This window comes from Staphylococcus borealis (assembly GCF_001224225.1).
GTDB classification, from domain to species: Bacteria; Bacillota; Bacilli; order Staphylococcales; family Staphylococcaceae; genus Staphylococcus; species Staphylococcus borealis.
The window spans coordinates 419,835-441,898 of the sequence record NZ_CUEE01000001.1 but is presented as its reverse complement, the minus strand read 5'-3'; the positions used below and the strand labels follow the sequence as shown (position 1 = coordinate 441,898).

The following is a 22,064-nucleotide window of genomic DNA, read 5'->3' as shown; positions in this document are numbered from 1 at the left end:
AGATTAACTATTAAATTGAGAAATAAACGATACAATTATAGGTGAGGAGAGATGAATTATGAATAAAAAATTAATTAACACTTTACAAGAAAAAGAAGCACGTATGATTGAAATAAGAAGATATTTACATGAACATCCTGAGTTATCATTTAAAGAAGAAGAAACACCAAAATATATTGCGGATTTCTACAAAGATAAAGATTGTGAAGTAGAAACGAATGTAGGGCCTAATGGTGTTAAAGTGACGATAGATAGTGGCAAACCTGGTAAAACGATTGCGATTCGAGCAGATTTTGATGCTTTACCAATTAAAGAAGCTACAGGTTTACCATTCGCATCAAAAAATGAAGGCGTGATGCACGCTTGTGGTCATGATGCGCACACAGCTTACATGTTAATTCTAGGTGAAACATTAATAGAAATGAAAGATCAATTTAAAGGTAAAGTGATTATTATTCATCAACCAGCAGAAGAAATGCCTCCAGGTGGCGCACAAGGCATGATTAAAGATGGCGTACTTGATGGTGTAGATCACGTGTTAGGTGCGCATGTGATGAGTACGATGGAAGCCGGTAAAGTCTTCTATAGAGAAGGATTTGTTCAAACTGGACGTGCCTACTTCAAATTAAACGTACAAGGTTCAGGTGGTCATGGCTCTTCACCACATATGGCTAATGATGCGATTGTAGCAGGCGCTCAATTTGTTACGGAAGTACAAACGATTGTATCTCGACGACTAAGCCCATTTGAAACAGGCGTGATTACAATCGGTTCATTTGACGGCAAAGGTCAATTTAACGTGATTAAAGATGCAGTAGAACTTGAAGGTGATGTTAGAGCGTTAACCGATGACACACGTGACACAATTGAAAAAGAATTAAAACGTTTAGTTGAAGGTCTTGAAGCAACATTTGGCGTAACGTGTGATTTCGAATTTAAAAAAGATTATCCAGCATTATATAACGACCCTGAATTTACACAATATGTTGCACAAACAATTCAAAACGCGGATGCAGATGATATCAAAGGTATTGAAGTTTGTGAACCTCAACCACCATCAGAAGACTTCGCTTTCTATGCAGCAACATTACCAAGTACATTTATTTATTCAGGTGCTGCACCAAAAGATGGTAAAATTTATCCGCATCACCACCCAAAATTTACAATTGATGAGTCATCAATGTTAGTAGCTGCAGAGGCAGTAGGGACAGTCGTGTTAGACTACTTAAGTTAAGGAGAGAGCATTATGGAAATGAGACAACAACAATTCACTGGAAATAATAAACTTTTATTAGGTATTGTACTTGGAGTAATTACATTTTGGTTATTTGCGCAATCACTACTTAACTTAGTACCAACCATACAACATTCATTTTCAAGCAGTATTGGTACAACGAGTATTGCGATAAGTATTACGGCATTATTTAGTGGGATGTTTGTCGTTGGTGCGGGTAGTTTCGCTGATAAATTAGGCCGAGTAAAAATGACATATATTGGCTTAGTATTGAGTATTATTGGGTCATTATTGATTATAGCGACACCATTTACTTCAATGTTAATTCTTGGACGTATCATTCAAGGGTTATCAGCGGCGGCGATTATGCCTTCTACCTTAGCGATTATTAAAACGTATTATCAAGGTTCAGATCGACAACGCGCGTTAAGTTTCTGGTCGATTGGTTCATGGGGTGGTTCAGGGTTCGCTTCTTTATTTGGCGGTATGATTGAAACGGCAATCGGTTGGCGTTGGATTTATATTATTTCTATCATTGTAGCGATTGTAGCGATTCTTCTAATTAAAGGAACACCTGAAACAAAATCGAATCAAACAACAAATACAAGATTCGACTTTTTAGGTTTAACATTGTTTGTCATTATGATGTTAAGTATTAATGTGGTGATTACACAAAGTGCTAAATTAGGGTTATTCTCACCAATCATTTTAGCGTTAATTGCAGTGTTTATTATTTCAACGATTATCTTTGTACGTGTAGAAATGAAAATGCATCACCCATTAATTGATTTTAAATTATTTAATAATAAAGCGTATACAAGTGCTACAATTTCTAACTTTATGCTTAATGGTGTTGCTGGTACGTTAATCGTTGCGAACACATTTGTACAACAAGGTTTAGGTTTTTCAACATTCCATACAGGATTACTTTCAATTACGTATCTTATTACAGTATTATTGATGATTCGTGTCGGTGAAAAAATCCTTCAAAAAGTTGGTGCAAGAAAACCTATGTTACTAGGTACTGCACTCAATATGGTAGGTATATTGTTAATCTCATTTACATTCCTATCTTCACAAATGTATGTAGTCGTTTGTGTCATTGGTTATTTATTATACGGTTTAGGCCTTGGTTTCTATGCGACACCTTCAACAGACACTGCCATTTCAAATTCTCCTGAAGATAAAGTAGGTGTAGCATCAGGTATTTATAAAATGGCATCTTCACTTGGTGGTGCATTTGGTATCGCATTATCAGGTACGATATATGGTATAGGTGCAGCCATGGTTAATATTAATTTCGGTGCCATGCTAGGATTGTGGTTGAACATTTTAATGGCAATCATTTCATTTATTGTCATACTCATAGGTGTTCCTAAACAACAATCTAAATCATAGAGTGATATTTAATGAAATGGAAGCGTATGCAAGAATTTTTTGGAACTTGCATATGCTTCTTTTTTTTCGGGAAGAGAAGACCATACAGAGATGTGAAATTAAAAAATGATTTAAGTTATAAGAAACCGTAGCGCAACATTGAAAATAGAGAAAGGCATATAATGAGAAAAAAGGAGTGGATATCATGACGAAAGATTTAGTAAAACGTCTACAAGATAAAGAGGAAAAGATGATTGAAATACGTAGACACTTACATGAACATCCAGAATTATCATTCCAAGAGTCAGAAACACCGAAATATATCGCAGAATTTTATAAAGATAAAGATTGTGAAGTAGAAACGAATGTCGGTCAAAATGGTGTGAAAGTGACAATCGATAGTGGCAAACCAGGAAAAACGATTGCGATTCGAGCAGATTTTGATGCTTTACCAATTCAAGAAGATACGGGCTTATCATTTGCGTCTAAAAATGACGGCGTTATGCATGCATGTGGACATGATGCGCATACAGCGTACATGTTAATCTTGGCAGAAACATTAATTGAAATGAAAGATCAATTAAATGGTAAAGTGATTGTGATCCATCAACCTGCTGAAGAAATGCCTCCAGGTGGCGCCAAAGGTATGATTGAAGATGGCGTGTTAGATGGTGTCGATCATGTGCTTGGTACACATGTGATGACTAATATGGAACCTGGTAAAGTGTTCTACCGCCCTGAAAATGTGCAAACAGGTCGTTCATACTTTAAATTAACGATTCAAGGTGAAGGAGGTCATGGCTCATCACCACATACTGCAAATGATGCGATTGTTGCTGGTGCAAACTTTGTTACAACTGCGCAAACGATTGTTTCCCGTCGACTTAACCCATTTGAAACAGGCGTTGTAACGATTGGTTCATTTGATGGGAAAGGTCAATTTAATGTGATTAAAGATAAAATTGAACTTGAAGGTGATGTTCGAGCGCTAACAGATGCTACACGTGATCGCATTGCTGAAGAATTACAACGCATGGTTGAAGGTCTTGAAGCCACATTCGGTGTTAAATGTGACTTTGAGTTCAGTAAAGATTATCCTGCACTCTATAATGACCCTGAATTTACGAATTATGTAGCAGAAACAATTAAAAATGCTGATTTAGATGACGTAAAAGGGGTAGAAGAATGTGAAGCACAACCCCCATCAGAAGATTTTGCATTTTATGCTAAAACATTACCAAGTACATTTATTTACTCAGGTGCTGCGCCACAAGATGGTAAAGTGTACCCGCATCATCACCCTAAATTTAATATTGATGAGAAAAGTATGTTAGTTGCAGCAGAAGCTGTAGGTGCAGTTGTGTTAGATTATTTGACTTCTAAATAAATCCAAATTTATTTCACTTTAGCCAACAAAGCTTAAAAAATGTTGGCTTTTCAGTACTAGTGTAATACTACGTATCATGATAGTATAAGCGTATATCTAAACGCTGGGGTGAGATAATGAGTTTTTACGAGTTTATGCAAGGATTTATTGGTGACCAAACCCCTTTGGGAGAACTTGCACATTGGATTAGTCAAGATCAACATTTTCCTAAGTATGAGCGTATCTCTGACAATATACTTAGCTATTTTACGACAATTGCAACATTGGACCATGAATTTTTAGAAATCGTGAAGCGATCTATCTCGCTTTATGAACAAAGCCAATTATAATGACCGAATGAATATAGATATACAAATTAAATCGTAGCTCAATGCTAGTTTAGAAATGAAGGATAAGAATCATGATTTTAAAAGACAGTTATAAAACATATGTAGTAGAAGAAAAGGGCGACAACATCATTTCAATAAAGAAAAATAACGATGAACATCAATACGATGTATTAGAGGTAATTGATGATCTATCTAATGATTCTTTTTGTGTTTTAAATCATTTGTACGTCAATGAAGGTATGGAGGATGCATTTGAGAAGAAATTCTTAGAACGTCCTAAATATTTACAAAATGTGCCAGGATTTAAAGCTTTAAGATTTTTACGTCCGCAAGTAGCAGGACGACACTATATTATTTTAACTTTATGGGAAGAACGTCAGGCATTTTATGATTGGCAAAATTCCAATGAATATAGTCAAACGCATAAACATAGAGGCACTGATAAAGGTGTTGATCGTGACATTGTGAATCGTGATTTATCATATAATGTGCGAATTGAGTTAGCAGGTTTAGAATCAAAATTAAATTTAAGCAATATTTTTTAATATAGATGTAAAGATTAAGCCATTTGCCGTCATTTTTCGGCATCTGTGCTTAATCTTTTTCTTTTTTCAACATAGGATTAAAACGTTTACATAAAGGCTTTTGATTTCATCGGACTAAAGCGTTTGATAAGATAATAAATAAGGTCGAACTGAAAGGGAGTATAGTAATGGATAATTCAAGTTTATTGGCACCAGAGACTTACAATATTGTTTCTGAAATTGAGAAACATGCTTCTAATACATCTAAGAAAGCCCTCATTTATGAAAATGGGGTAGACGAACCAATTACAGTGACATATTCAGAACTAATCAAAAATGCAAATAAAGTGGGACATGTATTATTAAATCATGGACTTCAAAAAGGCGATAAAGTATTAATTATGATGCCACGCGCAATCATGACATATGAACTTTATCTTGCTGCTCTAAAATTAGGTATCGCGATTATACCTAGTTCTGAAATGTTAAGAACAAAAGACTTACAATACCGTATTACACATGGTGAAATTAAAGCCGTGATTGCCAAATCAGACTTCATCGAAGAATTTAAAGGTATTAAAGAGTATGACACATTAACAAAATTTATTGTTGATGGACATGAAGCGGGTTGGACAAGCATCAAAGACGAAAAAGCATCTCAAAGTGATGTACTTGATATAACGCGTACATCAAGAGACGATCTAGCAATTCTATCGTATACGTCTGGAACAACAGGTAATCCTAAAGCTGTTACACATTCTCATGGTTGGGGCTATGCACATATGAAAATGGCGCCAGAACACTGGTTATGCATTAGAGAAGATGATTTAGTGTGGGCAACTGCTGCGCCAGGTTGGCAAAAATGGGTTTGGAGTCCATTCTTATCAATAATGGGATCAGGTGCTACAGCATTTGTTTATAACGGTAAATTTAACCCTTCACGCTATCTTGAATTATTACAAGACTTTAAAATTAACGTCTTATGTTGTACGCCAACAGAATATCGTATGATGGCGAAATTGGATCATTTACAAGATTATAATTTAGACCACTTACATAGTGCAGTATCAGCAGGAGAACCATTAAACCGTGAAGTGGTAGAACAATTCCGCAATAACTTTGATTTAACAGTACGTGATGGTTATGGTCAAACTGAAAGTACATTATTGATTGGTTTCTTGAAAGACACTACATCACGACCAGGGTCTATGGGGAAAGAAATTCCGGGCAGTCGTGTTACAATCGTTGATGATGAAGGCCAACAGGTGGAAACAAATGTTAAAGGTAATATTGCATTACCGCTTGATTTCCCAGGTTTATTTAAAGGCTATTATAAAGATGAAGAACGTACAAAAGCAGCTCAAGCAGGTGGCTATTATATTACTGGAGATTTAGCACATATTGATGAAGATGGCTATTTCTGGTTTGAAGGTCGTCGAGATGATATTATCATTAGTTCAGGCTACACAATTGGACCATTTGAAGTTGAAGATGCTCTAACTAATCACCCAGCAGTAAAAGAATGTGCTGTTGTTGCGAGTCCTCATGAAATTCGAGGTAATATCGTTAAAGCTTTCGTTATTTTACAAGATAACTATCAAGGCAATGATGAACTAGTTAAAGAATTACAAACCTTTGCGAAGAATGAAGTTGCACCGTATAAATATCCACGTGCAATTGAATTTGTAACGTCACTACCTAAAACAAATTCAGGTAAAATCCGTCGTGTTGAATTACGCGATGCAGAGCGTGAGAAATATAATAAAGCAAACGGTTTTAAATAATAGAATATTTAATGAATGAAAAGACGGGAGTGGGACAGAATTTTTTTAAATTCGTTGTCCCACTCCCGTCTACATTTTGTATTATAGGTCGCAATGATTATCTCGCTGTATAACCACCATCGACCGTTAATGCTGCACCTGTAATAAAGCGTGCTTCGTCACTTGCTAAGAATAATACAGCATTAGCGACATCTATAGGTTCACCTAAATAACCAATTGGATGACGTTCAGACATTTTAGCAGTATAAGCGTCTAAGCCACCTTCTGTTTCAGCTCCTAATTTCTTCACTAAAGGTGTTAAAATTGTACCTGGATGTACAGAGTTAACACGAATATGATCTTTACCGAAGCTGATGGCATCTTGACGTGTCATGTTTGTCACTGCACCTTTTGCTGCTGCATAAGGTGTTAATTCATCAGTACCAACTAATCCTAAAATAGATGAGAAGTTGACGATAGAACCGCCACCATTGTCACGTAATAAAGGCACTGCATGTTTTGTACAGAAGAATACGCCTTTTACATCAACAGCAAATACTTGATCCCATTCTTCCTCTGTGAGTTGGTCCGTCGTTTTATCTGCACCAGTAATACCAGCGCAATTGATAAGTATATCTAATTTACCAATGTCCTGTTTAATGTGTTTAAAGGTAGCTTCGACACTCGCTTCTTTAGAAACATCTAAAACATAACCATAGACATGTTGATCTGTCGTTTTAGATAATGTGTCGACGGCTTGATTAACGATGTCTTCCTTAAGGTCTGAAATAATGACTGTTGCACCTTCTTCGGCGAAACGTTTAGCTGTTTCAAAGCCCATGCCACCACCAGAACCAGTAATTAAAGCAACTTTATTTTCTAATCTCATAATGATCCCCCTTTTTCAAAGCTGAAATAATTGCCATTACGATTTAATGGTAGCACCCGCAATAAATAATGTATAATTCATAATAATTATATTTTTATAACTTTAAGTTATGAAAAGAGGTGTAAGATATGGAAATGACTAAACTGAAATATTTTAAAGTTGTGGCTAAAATGAATAATATGACTGAAGCGGCTAAGCAATTAAATATTTCACAACCGGCCTTAAGTAAAGCGATAGCTTCAATTGAGGATGAATTGGGTGTAGCATTATTTGATCGTAAAGGACGACAAATCTATTTAAATCGTTATGGTGAATTAATGCTGAATTATGTGAATAGTGCAGTTAGGGAGCTTAATGAAGGTGAACGTATCATTAAAGAATTAATCGGTGTTGAAAGTGGTCAAGTTTCGTTTGCTATTACCTTTCCACATGTAATGCCATCGCTCATTCAAAGCTATGTGGCACTACATCCGAATATCAAGTTGAAACAGTATCAAGCTGTGTCTGAACGCGCTACGCAATTAATATTAAATAATGATGTGGATTTTGCAATAGCGTCATCTAAAATTGAACATAAAGACGTGATTTGGGAACCTATCATTCAAGATGACATTTATTTAACAATTAGTAAAGATCATCCGTTTGCTCAATATGACACTATTAATTTACAACAAATTAAAGACGAACGATTAATCGGTCAAATAGAAGGTTATGGTTTTCGGGATAGGATAGATTACATCTTAGAACAAGAAGGGATTGTTCCAAATTATCAAATCGAAGTTGAAGATTCGAGTGCAATTTTAAAATTAGTCGCGATGAATATTGGCGTTTCATTTACGCCTAAGCAAGCTTTAAGAGGACTTGATGAGCAAATTGTAGCGATACCCATTGATAATGCCCTTTGTTACCGCATGATTGGTTTGGCATATAAAAAAGCCCATTATTTTACAGAAGTAGCGGCATCATTTAAGACGTTTGTAACGCATTATTTTCAAAATGATATCCAATAATCCATAACTATACAAATAGTATGACACAATTAAAACGTGTGAAATAGGCATAATGGTATGTATTCAAATGTCTATGTAACGCTTTAATTGTGTCTTTTTTATAAACCTTTAACATAAATATGATGTTTTTAATTGTATTTATTTATATTATATGACATACTCATTATTAATTAGTATGACATAATAATTAATTGAGGTGACATTATAATGACTAAATATATTTATGCTTTTGATGAAGGAAAAAAATCGATGAAGGATTTGCTTGGTGGTAAAGGTGCCAACCTTTCTGAAATGAAACGATTAGGTTTACCTGTACCTGATGGCTTTACGATTACGACTGCTGCTTGTATTGAGTATTTACGTCAAGGCAAATCATTATCAACAGAAGTGAAAACACAATTAATTGATCATCTTGCTGCATTTTCAGAGAGAACTGGTAAAAGTTTCTCATCTGATGCCAATTTATTACTTGTGTCTGTGCGTAGTGGTGCTAAAATTTCGATGCCTGGTATGATGGATACCATTCTGAACTTAGGATTGAATGATGATAATGTTAAAAAATTAGCTGATAAAACAGGCGATGCACGCTTTGCATATGATTGCTATCGTCGTTTACTTCAAATGTTTGGTGAAGTGGTATATAACGTGCCAATGCAATCATTTGATACATACTTTGAGGATTATAAAGCACGTCATAACTTTGAGAATGATGCTGCCATTACAGCTGAAGGTTTACAAGAGATTTGTGAACGATTTAAAGAGATTTATGTCGAGGAAGTGTATAAACCATTCCCACAAGAACCTTTAAAACAATTAGAAGAAGCAATCGAAGCAGTCTTTAAGTCTTGGGATAATGATCGTGCGCGTATATACCGTGATTTAAATGACATTCCTCATGACATTGGTACAGCCGTAAATATTCAAGAAATGGTCTTCGGTAATAGTGGGGACAATAGTGGTACAGGTGTTGCCTTTACACGTAATCCGGTTAGTGGTGAAAATAAATTGTTTGGTGAGTACTTATTAAATGCACAAGGTGAGGATGTTGTAGCTGGTATTCGTACACCTAAAGATATTTCGACACTCCATGACCAAATGCCTGATGTACATCAAGAATTTGTAGATGTAACAAAGCAACTGGAGCAACATTATAAAGATATGCAAGACATCGAATTTACAATTGAAAATGGCAAACTTTATTTATTACAAACGCGTAATGGTAAACGTACGGCACGTGCAGCAATTAAAATTGCAGTAGATTTAGTCGCTGAAGGTGTGATTAAGAAAGAAGAAGCAATGTTAAATGTTGACGTGAAATCAATAGATCAATTATTACATCCTAATTTTGATGACAAAGCGTTAAAAGAAGCTACTGAGATTTCAAAAATTGGTTTACCTGCGAGTCCAGGTGCAGCGACAGGACGAATTGTATTTTCAGCTGAGGATGCGAAAGTGCAAGCAGCATCAGGACATAAAGTCATCTTAATGCGTCCTGAAACATCTCCAGAAGATATTGAAGGTATGATTGCAAGTGAAGCAATTGTGACGACACATGGTGGTATGACATCTCATGCGGCTGTCGTTGCACGTGGTATGGGTAAATGTTGTGTGACAGGATGTTCAGATTTGGAAATTAATACAATAGCTAAAACGGTGTATTACGAAGGCGGAGAACTTCACGAAGGCGATACCATCTCTGTAGATGGTTCAAAAGGGGACATCTATATTGGTGAAATCAAAACAGTTAGTGCTGAACATAGTGAAGAATTCAATCAATTTATGTCATGGTCCGAAGATATTGCACGACTAAATGTGCGCATGAATGCAGAAACACCGCAAGATATTAAAGCGGGTTATGAGTTCGGTTCGAAAGGTATTGGTTTAGTTAGAACTGAGCATATGTTCTTCGGAGCAGAGCGTTTAGTTGAAATGCGTCGCTTCATATTATCTTCATCCTATGAACAACGTGTTGAAGCGTTAAATAATATTCGAAAGTACCAAGTAGAAGATTTTGAAGCTATCTTTAGACTGTCAGGTGAACGTCCGACGATTGTGCGTCTTCTAGATCCACCATTACATGAATTCTTACCAAATTCAGATGAAGATGTTGAACATGTAGCACAACAATTAAATATTCCTAAAGACGTGTTAAATAAACGTATTGTTGACTTACACGAAGTGAATCCAATGTTAGGACATCGTGGTTGTAGACTTGCAATCACGTATCCTGAATTATATGAAATGCAAGTTGAAGCCATCATGGGAAGCGTATTAAAACTTAAAAAAGAGGGTATAACATGTAAACCTGAAATCATGATTCCACTCGTTTCAACTGTAGAAGAATTTACGACACTTAAAGACAAACTTGTTGAGACGATTCATAAACTAGAGAAAGAACAAGGGGACAGCGTACCATATTTAATCGGTACGATGATTGAAACACCGCGTGCATGTCTAATTGCAGATACGTTAGCGCAACATTGTGATTTCTTTAGCTTTGGTACAAACGATTTAACACAATTGACATATGGTTTCTCTAGAGATGATGCAGGCAAATTTATAAATGTGTATACTGAAAGTAATATATTGAAGCTTGACCCATTCCAAACGTTAGATAGAGATGGTGTCGGAAAATTGATTGAAATTGCAGTTGAACAAGCTAAGAAAGTGAATCCTAACATTAAAATCGGTGTTTGTGGTGAATTAGGCGGAGATGCTAAGTCTATTCGTCGCTTCAATCAGCTAGCGATAGACTACGTGTCATGCTCACCATTCCGAGTTCCAGGTGCAATTTTAGCAACAGCTCAGAGTCAAGCGGAGGAAAGCGAGCAATAACGTGAAAGAAACGAATTCAAACGAACAAATGTTAAAGTTATTTATTGTATCAGATTCCATTGGTGAGACAGCGCAAAGAATGATTCATGCCACCTTAACGCAGTTTCCAAATTTGCATAATGTAGAAATTAAGAAATTCCCATATATTAAGGATGAAGAGGAATTCTTAAATATTTTAAATTTGGCGCGTGAACAGCATGCGATTGTTGCAACAACATTAGTGAGTGAATCATTTAATGCACTGGGTCATGAATTTGCACGAGAGCATGATATTCCTTACGTCGACTATATGTCTGATTTAATTGGGATTATTGAAAAGACGACACATAGCCATCCGTTAATGGAAAGTGGCGCTTTACGTAAATTAAATGATGAATACTTCAAACGGATTGAAGCGATTGAATACTCAGTTAAATATGATGATGGCAAGCATTTTACTGATATTGGCGAAGCGGATGCACTCATTGTAGGTGTATCAAGAACTTCTAAGACGCCATTAAGTATGTATTTAGCTAATAAAGGCTACAAAATCGCTAATATACCATTGGTGCCAGAAATTGAAATACCTGATAACGTGTATAAGCAAAAGGGGTTAAAAGTATTTGGCTTGACTGCAAGTCCACAATATATCGCCAATATTCGAAAGAATCGTGCTGAGACACTAGGCTTGTCTAGTGAATCTCGTTACAATAACTTAGAGCGCATCAAGAAAGAACTGATTTATGCTGAAGAAGTCTTTAAGAAATTGAATGCGACTGTCATTAATACAGAATATAAATCAATTGAAGAGTCAGCATTTTATATTGAGAAGTTCTTACAACCTAAATTGCAATCATAAGTCAAAATCAATTTATCAGTCTAATTAGAATGATGGAAATTAAGGGGAGCAGAACAGAAATAAAATTTTCCGAAATTTGTTTCTGTTCCGCTCCCCTCATCGTATTTTATGATAATAATTGTCCTAGAAAGGCTTTCATTTTGAGTTGCTTAATGATGAGAAAAAACACTTAGTGTGGATTCATTCGATTTTGTATAAAAAAATATTTTTAATTAAGTTTCTCCAATTTACAATTTACCATATTTGTTTTAACATAGAAATGAAAGGCTTAACAATCTTAATATAAAAAGATATTACTTGATGGTTAGGGAGAAAGAGTAGTAAGTAATAGCTTTTTAGTTGTTAACTAATAAAATTGGAGAGGTGTACAACCATGGCAGAATCAAAAGATGTCATTTTAATTGGTGCTGGTGTCTTAAGTACAACATTTGGTTCTATGTTAAATGAGCTTGAGCCTAATTGGAATATCAAGCTTTACGAACGTATGGATCGACCAGGTCTTGAAAGTTCTAATGAACGCCACAATGCTGGTACTGGTCACGCTGCACTTTGTGAATTGAACTATACAGTTCAACAACCAGATGGTTCGATTGACATTGAAAAAGCAAAAGAAATCAACGAAGAATTTGAAATCTCAAAACAATTCTGGGGTCACTTAGTGAAATCAGGACATATTGAGAACCCTAGAGAATTTATTAATCCTCTTCCACACATTAGTTTTGTTAGAGGCGTTAATAATAAAGAATTCTTGAAAAAACGTTACGAAGCAATGAAACAATCTCCAATGTTCGATAACATTGAATATACTGAAGACATTGAAGTAATGAGAAAATGGATTCCATTAATGATGCAAGGCCGCGTTGATGACGGCAAAATGGCTGCTAGTAAAATCGACGAAGGTACTGACGTAAACTTCGGTGAGTTAACTCGTAAAATGGCACGTCACTTAGAATTAGACGAGCATGTTGAAGTTAAATATAGCCATCAAGTGCTTGATTTTGAACGTTTATCTAATGGTAAATGGCAAGTTAAAATCAAAGACCTTAAATCTGGTAACGTATTTGAAGAAGTTACTGACTATGTATTTATTGGTGCCGGTGGTGCAGCAATTCCATTACTACAAAAAACAGGTATCCCTGAAAGTAAACATTTAGGTGGATTCCCAATTACTGGTCAATTCTTAGCATGTACAAATCCACAAGTGATTGAAGCACACGATGCGAAAGTATATGGTAAAGAACCACCAGGTACACCACCAATGACAGTACCTCACCTTGATGCACGTTACATCGAAGGTAAACGTACGTTATTATTTGGACCATTTGCTAATGTTGGACCTAAATTCCTTAAAAATGGCTCAAACTTAGATTTATTCAAATCTATCAAACCATATAACATTACAACAATGTTAGCTGCTGCAGTTAAAAACTTACCATTGATTAAATATTCATTTGATCAAATCATCATGACTAAAGAAGGTTGTATGAACCACTTACGCACATTCTACCCTGAAGCACGTGATGAAGATTGGGAATTATACACAGCAGGTAAACGTGTTCAAGTTATTAAAGATACTGAAAAAGAAGGTAAAGGATTTATCCAATTCGGTACTGAAGTGGTTAACTCTGAAGACCATTCAGTAATTGCTTTACTTGGTGAATCACCAGGGGCATCAACATCAGTATCTGTAGCTTTAGAAGTACTTGAAAAGAACTTCCCAGAACACATCAGTGAATGGAATGCTAAAATTTCAAAAATGATTCCTTCATATGGTAAATCATTAATCGAAGATGTTGAGTTAATGAGAAAAATTCGTCGTCAAACGTCTAAAGACCTTGAATTAGGTTATTACGAAGACGCGAAATAAATAGAAGTTAAGCAAAGCGTCTCCTGAGATTTTGAATCTCTGGAGACGCTTTTTTTAGCTTTCTATAGGAATAAAAAAGTTGGCATATTTGTAATGATAGACAATATTTGAATAATCGAAAGGTATGCCTTTAGTGGTATAAAAGGTCAAATCATGACGCATGCATGGATCGTTTTGATTGAGATTTAAATGCTGTGCTTCTTGTTCAGAGAGAAAGTCGATATAAAAATAGATATCCGAGAAACCAATATTGATCTTAAGCTGCGACTGAAGGTAGTCGAATATTGAACGCTCTGCACTGGCAAGGTCAAGGTGCGTAACTAATGATTGATTGAAGTAGGATGTTTCAATACATAGCGGGTTGTGGTCCAAATAGCGAATCCGTTCAACATAATAAACGTTAGTATCTTCGTCAGTTAAGCGTAAATGTTCTCTCACTTCATCATTTGGCGTGATAGATTTAAAAGTTAAGACTTTACTTGTGACTTGATGGCCTTGTAGATTGTCTGAGAACCCTTTTGTTTTTAACAAGTTAATATAACCTGATTTGTTTTTGTTTCGGACATAAATACCACTACCTTGTGTTTGGTAAATCATGCCATCTTTTTGTAGCATGCCTAATGCTTTAATGATGGTACTTTTACTGACTTGATATTGAGATTTTAATTGTTCTACACTAGGAAGTTTATCGCCAACTTTATACTCGTTATTTGAAATAGCATTTGTAATTTCTTGTGCAATTCGTTCGTACTTTAACATCATTTTACTCCCTTTATTTGAAATTCAAATATAGTATAGCAAATTTGAACACCGATTTGTAAATTGTACCGGTATAATTCGGGATAAATCGTTTACAAATTGTACCGGTATAATTATAATAAGTTGTGAAAGGGTTTGCATTTTAATAAAAAATATGACAGTTGTTAAGAAATAAAAACGCATGATTAATAATTTGGAAAAGGAGTTTTAAATATGTCTAAATTACCAAATGATTTCTTATGGGGTGGCGCATTAGCGGCCAATCAATTCGAAGGTGGTTATGATCAAGGTGGTAAAGGATTAAGTGTGATTGATGTGATGACAGCTGGCGCACACGGTAAAGCACGTGAAATTACACAAGATGTAGAACCAGGCAAATACTATCCCAATCATGTAGGTATTGATTTCTATAATCGTTATAAAGACGATGTGAAAATGTTTAGTGAGATGGGTTTGAAGTGCTTAAGAACGTCAATTGCATGGACAAGAATATTCCCACAAGGGGACGAAGTTGAGCCGAATGAAGAAGGGTTACAATTCTATGATGACTTATTTGATGAATTATTGAAATATAACATTCAACCTGTGATTACACTTTCACATTTTGAAATGCCATTACATTTAGCGCGTGAATATGGTGGTTTTAGAAGTCGTAAAGTGGCAGACTTCTTTGCGCATTTTGCGGAAACGGTATTTAAACGTTACAAAGATAAAGTGAAATATTGGATGACATTTAACGAAATAAACAACCAAATGGACATCAATAACCCAATCTTCTTATGGACGAATTCTGGTGTTTCATTATCAGATGACGATAATAAAGAGGAAGTATTGTATCAAGTGGCGCATAATGAATTAATCGCGAGTGCCAAAGCGGTTAAAATTGGTAAAGCAATCAATCCTGACTTTGAAATCGGGGCGATGATTTCACACGTGCCAATTTATCCTTATAGCTGTAATCCAGAAGATATTATGGAAGCAGAAGTGGCAAGCCGTATGCGTTTCTTCTTCCCAGATGTACATGTTCGTGGTTATTACCCAGGTTATGCGACGAAGATGTTTGAACGTGAAGGCTTCGATATTGGTTGGCAAGAGGGTGATGACGTTATTTTACGTGAGGGTACGGTGGATTACATTGGATTCAGTTATTATATGTCTACAGTTGTAAAACATGATAATGAATCAAGTGTAGAAGATAATGTTGTTAATGGTGGTTTACCAAACTCAGTTGATAATCCTTATATTAAGAAGAGTGATTGGGGTTGGGCGATTGACCCAGTCGGTTTACGTTACACATTAAATGCCCTATATAACCGTTATCAAATTCCATTATTTATTGTTGAAAATGGCTTTGGCGCTGTAGATGAATTTGATGAAAATCGACAAATCCATGATGATTATCGAATTGAATATTTACGTGAACATATTAAGGCCGCTATCGATGCAGTAGATAAAGATGGTGTAGACTTAATGGGTTATACACCATGGGGTATTATTGATATTGTTTCATTTACAACTGGTGAAATGAAAAAACGCTACGGTTTAATTCACGTCGATCGTGATAATGAAGGTCATGGTTCATTAGAACGTACGAAGAAAGACTCATTTGGTTGGTATCGTAAAGTAATCGAATCAAACGGAGAAACATTATAACATTTAAGATGTATTATTGAGAATAGAATAATAATAAGCTTTCAATTACTCTAGCGTGTTGTCTTTATACTATAGAGTGATTGAGAGCTTTTTTAGTATAAAGCGAATCAGTTTATTGATTATATGTGAGAGGGTAAGATGAGACTATAACTATCAGACAAGGGAGTTTCTTTATGCGGAAAGATATATTTAGTAATCAATATTGGGAGAAAGCGTGGGAAGACGATCCTAATACACAAGATAAAAGAATGAAACGTGCCGGCTTAGGTGATCCATCTGCACCTGGATTTGAAAAGTGGGCAGAAAACTTTAATAAACATTCATTTACTGAAGAAAGCCAACAACGTACGAAACGTATTATGGATTGGATTGAAAGACAAACAGGTGCATTTAGCAATTTGAGTATATTAGATGTCGGGGCAGCCTCTGGTGTCTTTAGTGTGCCATTCGCTAAAGAAGGCGCAACCGTTACAGCGTTAGAGCCATCACCCATATTACATGAGATGTTACAGGAAAATGCCCACCATTATGGTGTAACGCTAGAAACCATTCATCAATCGTTTGAAGATGCTCGAAAGGAGGAATTAGGACATCATGATTTAGTATTTGCGTCTATGTGTCCGGCAGTGACGACGTGGGAAGCGGTTAATAAAGCCATTGATATCGCACAGAAATATGTATATGTTAGTTTAATTGCTGGTCCTAAAGAGAATTCCATTGTTGATGAAGTTGTGGCATTTTTAGATGAAAAAAGTCAGACTATGACAGCAGATATGTATTACTTATTGCAGTTATTATATGTCAATGATTACACGTATGAGACGTTAATCGAACGACATACACAACACAATGATAGAACGCTAGATGATGTTATGCAGCAACTACCTCAATGGCTAAAAGAAGTTGAAGTGGAACTAGATACGCAACAACTTGCAAGTGTGAAACCCTATTTACAAGATCAATATGGTGATACGATACCTGTCATTACTGGTGGTAAATTTGGTAAAGTATTGATTCATGTCTAAAGCGGTGTATAAAATGGCGTACTATATCGTAAAATTTGAACACACGGATTTATGAAAGCAAGTCAAAGTGCATTACAAGATGAGAAAAAACAACAAGAATTAAATGCTTCTATTGAAGAAACAAAAATTGAAACAATTCTACAAATAATAGATATTAAAAAAGCCGGCTGGTCGAAATAACCAGTCGGCTTTGAATCATTCGAGTGAAGTTGTAGTGAACTTCGCCGGAATGATGAGAGGGCTACAGTGAGCAGATTGCTCAACAATTATACGCATCGCGCTAAAACTAAAGAACAGTTTTCGCTTGATGCTAGTAATTGTTCGCAACCTAAGCGCTCACTTTCGCACCTAGTGATAAGCGCTCACTTACGCACCTAGTGATGAACGGGCTACGAAAAGCAGGTCGTTCGGCAATAATACGCTAATCGCTAAAATCAAAGAACGATTTTTGCTCATAGCTCGTTATTGCTCGCGACCTAAACGCTTTTCTTCGCACCTAGTCATAAACGGGCTACAGTGAGCAGATTGCTCAACAATTATACGCATCGCGCTAAAACTAAAGAACAGTTTTTGCTTGATGCTAGTAATTGTTCGCAACCTAAGCGCTCACTTACGCACCTTAGTTTTTGTTTACTGATGCGTCGTAGATTGAATCTACTGCGTCGCCTAATGCTTTATCGAATTCTTCTTGTGATTGGCTAGCGCGTAAGTCACTTGCTAATGCACGTGAGAAGCTTGCGATTAATTCATCGTTGTCTTTCAATAATTTGTTTGCTTCGTCTCTGCTGTAACCACCTGATAATACAACCACGCGTACAACATTTGGATGATCTGCTAATTCTTTGTATAAGTTAGCTTTAGTTGGGATAGTTAATTTTAACATCACTAATTGATCATCATTTAAAGCGTCTAAGCCTTTTTTAAGTTCAGCTTTTAATACTTCTTCGATTTCAGCTTTGTCTTTAGCGTTAATGTTAACTTCAGGTTCAATAATTGGTACTAAACCTTTAGCAATGATTTTTTTAGCGAATTCAAATTGTTGTTCAACAACGTCTTTAATACCTTGTTCGTTTAATTCTAAGATATTAGAACGCATTTTAGTACCGAAGATGTGACGTTCAACCGCACGGTCTAATGTATCGTCTAAATCATCGATAGGTTTCATTAATTGAACACCATTTTGTTGTTCAGCTAAGCCTTTGTCGACTTTTAAGAAAGGAACAACACCTTTGTCAGCTAAGTAGTCGCCAGTGTATTTGCCTTCAACTTCACGATCCATTGTTTGTTCGAAAAGGATAGCACCTAAAATTTTGTCTGGAGAGAATGAAGGTGAAGTTACAACTCTAGTACGCATATCGTGTACAAGTTGGAACATTTCATCATCATTACTATATTCGTCCTCGTTTACACCATATTCTTTTAATGCTTTAGGAGTACTACCGCCACTTTGGTCTAATGCTGCGATAAAACCTTTCCCATTTGTCATTTTTTCTAATTGTTCTTTATTCATTACTCTTTCCACTCCTTTAATTAACTTTCATATTCATTATGATAAAAAAGAAGTACATTCTCAAGTTATAAAACTTATATTTATTGAAAATTCTTATTTTACAGTTTATAGTTTCATAAATTGTACTTATTTTGTTGCATGACTCATTTTCAAAAAATATGCGAGGTAAAAAACATGGAACATCGTATCTTGATTATTGGTAGCCCAGGTTCAGGAAAATCAACGTTATCAATGCGTTTACAACAGAATTATAAGATACCTTTGTATCACATCGATAAAATACAATGGCTTAACGATCAAGCGACTGTAACGCCGGAATCCTTGCACGCTCAGTTGAAAGAAATTGTAGCGACGCCATCTTGGATTATTGATGGTCATTATTCAAATACATTACTCATGAGACTAGAACGCGCAACGACAGTGATTTGGATTAAAGAATCGAGGTGGAAGTGTATATACCGTGTCATCAAGCGTTATCTAATGACTGTATTTAGAAAGCCAACAGTAGGTGGCAATCCTAAGACAATAAGTTTAGACTTTCTCAAATATGTTTGGGATTTCCCTAAAAATAATTACGACAAAGTAGACGCCTATTATCAACAAACGCAACATCATACGCAATGGATTATTGGAAATACGCAATCAATTTATTCAAAATTAAACCTATGATTACGAGATTTAATTTAAAATTCATTTAAAAACATACAAATATTAGATAATTTAATTTATAAAATTTTATCTTAGTGAATATTTTTGTTAAAAATATGCTATTCTAAAGGAAAGTTAGGTTCTCTTATTTAGGATAATGAAACTTTTTAAATCGCTTACTATTCTAAATAATGAGAACCTAATTATACATATAAAGCATATTCGGAGGCTAAGGGAATGAAAAAGAACAAATTATTTGCTGTATTAACAACAAGTGCTTTGTTACTCGCTGCGTGTAGTAATGGAGATCATTCATCTAGTAGCGGACAAAAAGGGGACAGCCAGAAGAACGAACAGACAAACAGTCAAAGTGAAAAATTAAAGCAGAATAATGATAAGAACAACAATGAGAATAAGGTTGACTATCCTAAGGATGGTGTCAAAGGGATTTATGTAACAAGTAATTCAACACAAGGCGATAAAATTGATGAGTTAATCAAATTTATTAAAGATTCCAATTTAAATACTATGGTTATCGATGTTAAAGATGATGAAGGTAACATAACAATGAATCTTAACACTGGCAACAAGCAAGTGGATAAAAACACATTAGACATTGTTGATGGTAAGAAATTACTGAAAAAATTGCATGATAACAACATTTATCCAATTGCGCGTATTGTTACATTTAAAGATTCTAAACTAGCGAAAGAACATCCGGAGTGGTCATTTAAAGAAAGTGATGGTTCAGTTTGGACAAATGGTAAAGGTGATAGCTTCGTTAACCCATTTATGAAAGAAGTTTGGGATTACGACATTGATGTAGCCAAAGCGGCAGCTAAAGCCGGTTTCCAAGATATTCAATTTGACTACGTGCGTTTCCCAGAAGGCTTTGAAAATGAAGCAGACAGTCTAACTTATAGTAAAGGTGACTATAAAAATACCAAGTTAAGTTCTGGCGACCAACGTGTGGATACCATTACGAAATTCTTAGAACACGCTAATAAAGAGTTGAAACCGATGGGTGTTAATATATCTGCGGACGTATTTGGCTATTCTGCATTAGTTAAAAATGCACCTGGTATTGGTCAAAGTTTCCCTAAAATATCTGAAAATGTAGACGCAATTTCATCAATGATTTATCCATCACATTGGAGCAATGGTGACTTTGGTTTACAAGCGCCAGATACAGAACCATATAAAACAGTGAATCGATATATTCAAAAAGAAAATAACTTATTAGATTCACTTGGTAAGAAAAAACCAATTTCACGTCCATGGATTCAAGACTTTACAGCATCATACTTAGGCGATGGTAATTATATTGATTATGATGCGAAAGCCGTATCTGAACAAGTTCAGGCATTAAAAGATAATGGAGTAAATGAGTTCTTACTATGGAATGCCGGCAACGAATACACTGAAGATGCGAACTATAATCCTAAAAAAGGTAGCGCGAAAGAACGTGACCCTGAGGGTGTAGAACAAGATACAAAACAGCAAGACAATAAAGACGACAATAAAACAGATACTAATGAAGAGAATGAGAACAGCAATCAATAATAAAAAAAGCGAGATGACTTTGAAGTCATCTCGTGTTTTTTCTATGAGATTTTTTTATGAGATTGTTTAGCTATTAACGCACCGCCTAGTAATAAGAAAATGCTACCTAATAATTGAGTGGATTGTTCACTGTCTGAATGACCAGTTTCAGGTAATGAAGATTGATCATCTGTACTATGATGGTTTTCTTGCTTTTGATCTGATTGAGACGAAGGTACTTCATTAGATTTAACGTTACCAACATAGTAAGTATTTAATTCACGTGCACAATCTACGGAATTGACTTTTGACGCTGCTTCTTGTCGGTCATCTAATTCAGCGGCATTCGCAATACCGTGTTCAACATATGTTTCTCCACTTTGAAGTCGATTGAAGTTACTGTATCTATCATTTTTATATTCGACTTGGCCATTTTTATAAACTTTATAGACGCCTATACCAGCATTTGCCTTATTGTGGCTTTCAATTTTGAAATAGTCCCCTTTATCAATTGCTTTGTCAAAGTTTTGTAAATCTGGATTACCACCACTATTTGATAATGCTTCCGAAGCAATTTCTTGTGCATTGTCTTTCGTCACTACATCAGCTGCGAGTGCATGTTGTCCGTTAAACGCAGATAATATTACCGTACTTGTTAAAAGTGTTGACGCAAATAGAGAAACCTTCACCACAATGAAAACCCCATTTCATTATTTATCTTTTACAACATTAGTGTAACACTCAGATTTAATTAAAATAGGGGATTAAAGTAAACCATATTGAAACTTTAAATTAGCTTAAAGAACGGCGTATTTGTAAAGTTAAATTTACAATAGTAATGTTTTAATGACTATAAGCGATTGTTTATATAACA

General features: G+C 35.4%; 19 protein-coding genes. 15 read left to right on the top strand and 4 right to left on the bottom strand.

The features are described from left to right. Nucleotides 1-58 precede the first annotated feature (58 nt). The 6 genes from AK212_RS02175 (at nucleotide 59) to mbcS (ending at nucleotide 6,635) form a co-directional block, all read left to right on the top strand. Complete coding sequence (locus AK212_RS02175; protein WP_053028914.1) at nucleotides 59-1,234, top strand: M20 family metallopeptidase; 1,176 nt, start codon at nucleotides 59-61, stop codon at nucleotides 1,232-1,234. 12 nt (nucleotides 1,235-1,246) lie between these two features. Continuing rightward, complete coding sequence (locus tag AK212_RS02170) at nucleotides 1,247-2,632, top strand: MFS transporter (protein ID WP_053028913.1); 1,386 nt, start codon at nucleotides 1,247-1,249, stop codon at nucleotides 2,630-2,632. A 184-nt stretch (nucleotides 2,633-2,816) separates the two neighbouring features. Then, on the top strand, nucleotides 2,817-3,998 hold the full coding sequence (locus tag AK212_RS02165; protein ID WP_053028912.1) for a M20 family metallopeptidase: 1,182 nt from the start codon (nucleotides 2,817-2,819) through the stop codon (nucleotides 3,996-3,998). A gap of 116 nt (nucleotides 3,999-4,114) precedes the next feature. Continuing rightward, nucleotides 4,115-4,327: a sterile alpha motif-like domain-containing protein gene (locus AK212_RS02160; RefSeq protein ID WP_053028911.1), complete on the top strand. Its 213-nt coding sequence runs from the start codon at nucleotides 4,115-4,117 to the stop codon at nucleotides 4,325-4,327. A 71-nt stretch (nucleotides 4,328-4,398) separates the two neighbouring features. After that, complete coding sequence (locus AK212_RS02155; protein WP_053028910.1) at nucleotides 4,399-4,872, top strand: antibiotic biosynthesis monooxygenase family protein; 474 nt, start codon at nucleotides 4,399-4,401, stop codon at nucleotides 4,870-4,872. Nucleotides 4,873-5,039: 167 nt separating this feature from the next. Then, nucleotides 5,040-6,635: an acyl-CoA synthetase MbcS gene (gene mbcS, locus AK212_RS02150; RefSeq protein WP_053028909.1), complete on the top strand. Its 1,596-nt coding sequence runs from the start codon at nucleotides 5,040-5,042 to the stop codon at nucleotides 6,633-6,635. A gap of 97 nt (nucleotides 6,636-6,732) precedes the next feature. Here the strand turns inward: mbcS and AK212_RS02145 are convergent, their stop codons facing one another. Further along, nucleotides 6,733-7,503, bottom strand: coding sequence for an SDR family NAD(P)-dependent oxidoreductase (locus AK212_RS02145; RefSeq protein WP_156304889.1), 771 nt, complete (start codon nucleotides 7,501-7,503; stop codon nucleotides 6,733-6,735). Nucleotides 7,504-7,631: 128 nt separating this feature from the next. Here AK212_RS02145 and AK212_RS02140 point away from each other — a divergent pair, with 128 nt between their 5' ends. From AK212_RS02140 to lqo, 4 genes are all read left to right on the top strand, one after another. After that, entirely contained in the window at nucleotides 7,632-8,513 is an 882-nt protein-coding gene (locus AK212_RS02140) for a LysR family transcriptional regulator (RefSeq protein ID WP_053028907.1), read from the top strand. Nucleotides 8,514-8,720: 207 nt separating this feature from the next. Further along, nucleotides 8,721-11,348, top strand: a complete 2,628-nt coding sequence (ppdK, locus tag AK212_RS02135) for a pyruvate, phosphate dikinase (protein WP_053028906.1) — start codon at nucleotides 8,721-8,723, stop codon at nucleotides 11,346-11,348. Between the two features lies 1 nt (nucleotide 11,349). Continuing rightward, entirely contained in the window at nucleotides 11,350-12,186 is an 837-nt protein-coding gene (locus AK212_RS02130; RefSeq protein WP_174841341.1) for a pyruvate, water dikinase regulatory protein, read from the top strand. 373 nt (nucleotides 12,187-12,559) lie between these two features. Then, nucleotides 12,560-14,053: an L-lactate dehydrogenase (quinone) gene (gene lqo, locus AK212_RS02125; protein ID WP_053028905.1), complete on the top strand. Its 1,494-nt coding sequence runs from the start codon at nucleotides 12,560-12,562 to the stop codon at nucleotides 14,051-14,053. A 54-nt stretch (nucleotides 14,054-14,107) separates the two neighbouring features. Here lqo and AK212_RS02120 read toward each other — a convergent pair whose 3' ends face one another. Continuing rightward, nucleotides 14,108-14,812, bottom strand: a complete 705-nt coding sequence (locus AK212_RS02120) for a GntR family transcriptional regulator (protein WP_053028904.1) — start codon at nucleotides 14,810-14,812, stop codon at nucleotides 14,108-14,110. 213 nt (nucleotides 14,813-15,025) lie between these two features. Between AK212_RS02120 and AK212_RS02115 the strand changes: the two genes are divergently transcribed. The 3 genes from AK212_RS02115 to AK212_RS13920 all read left to right on the top strand — a co-directional run bounded on the left by AK212_RS02115 (nucleotide 15,026) and on the right by AK212_RS13920 (nucleotide 17,670). Beyond that, a complete protein-coding gene (locus tag AK212_RS02115) occupies nucleotides 15,026-16,465 on the top strand; it encodes a 6-phospho-beta-glucosidase (protein WP_053028903.1) in 1,440 nt (479 codons plus the stop codon). Nucleotides 16,466-16,638: 173 nt separating this feature from the next. Then, nucleotides 16,639-17,490 carry a class I SAM-dependent methyltransferase gene (locus AK212_RS02110; protein ID WP_053028902.1) on the top strand — a complete coding sequence of 284 codons (852 nt, stop codon included), beginning with the start codon at nucleotides 16,639-16,641 and terminating at the stop codon, nucleotides 17,488-17,490. A 51-nt stretch (nucleotides 17,491-17,541) separates the two neighbouring features. After that, on the top strand, nucleotides 17,542-17,670 hold the full coding sequence (locus AK212_RS13920) for a hypothetical protein (RefSeq protein WP_269204122.1): 129 nt from the start codon (nucleotides 17,542-17,544) through the stop codon (nucleotides 17,668-17,670). 439 nt (nucleotides 17,671-18,109) lie between these two features. Here AK212_RS13920 and AK212_RS02105 read toward each other — a convergent pair whose 3' ends face one another. Further along, nucleotides 18,110-19,000 carry a fructose bisphosphate aldolase gene (locus AK212_RS02105; RefSeq protein ID WP_011274776.1) on the bottom strand — a complete coding sequence of 297 codons (891 nt, stop codon included), beginning with the start codon at nucleotides 18,998-19,000 and terminating at the stop codon, nucleotides 18,110-18,112. A gap of 174 nt (nucleotides 19,001-19,174) precedes the next feature. Between AK212_RS02105 and AK212_RS02100 the strand changes: the two genes are divergently transcribed. Both AK212_RS02100 and AK212_RS02095 read left to right on the top strand, forming a co-directional pair. Further along, the gene (locus tag AK212_RS02100; protein WP_053028901.1) at nucleotides 19,175-19,669 is read left to right on the top strand and encodes a P-loop NTPase family protein; all 495 of its coding nucleotides are present in this window, start codon (nucleotides 19,175-19,177) and stop codon (nucleotides 19,667-19,669) included. 216 nt (nucleotides 19,670-19,885) lie between these two features. Next, nucleotides 19,886-21,211, top strand: a complete 1,326-nt coding sequence (locus tag AK212_RS02095) for a putative glycoside hydrolase (protein ID WP_053028900.1) — start codon at nucleotides 19,886-19,888, stop codon at nucleotides 21,209-21,211. Between the two features lie 41 nt (nucleotides 21,212-21,252). On the opposite strand, the gene AK212_RS02090 is transcribed toward AK212_RS02095, so the two are convergent. Next, nucleotides 21,253-21,882, bottom strand: coding sequence for a hypothetical protein (locus tag AK212_RS02090; protein WP_053028899.1), 630 nt, complete (start codon nucleotides 21,880-21,882; stop codon nucleotides 21,253-21,255). Between the last annotated feature and the right edge of the window lie 182 nt (nucleotides 21,883-22,064).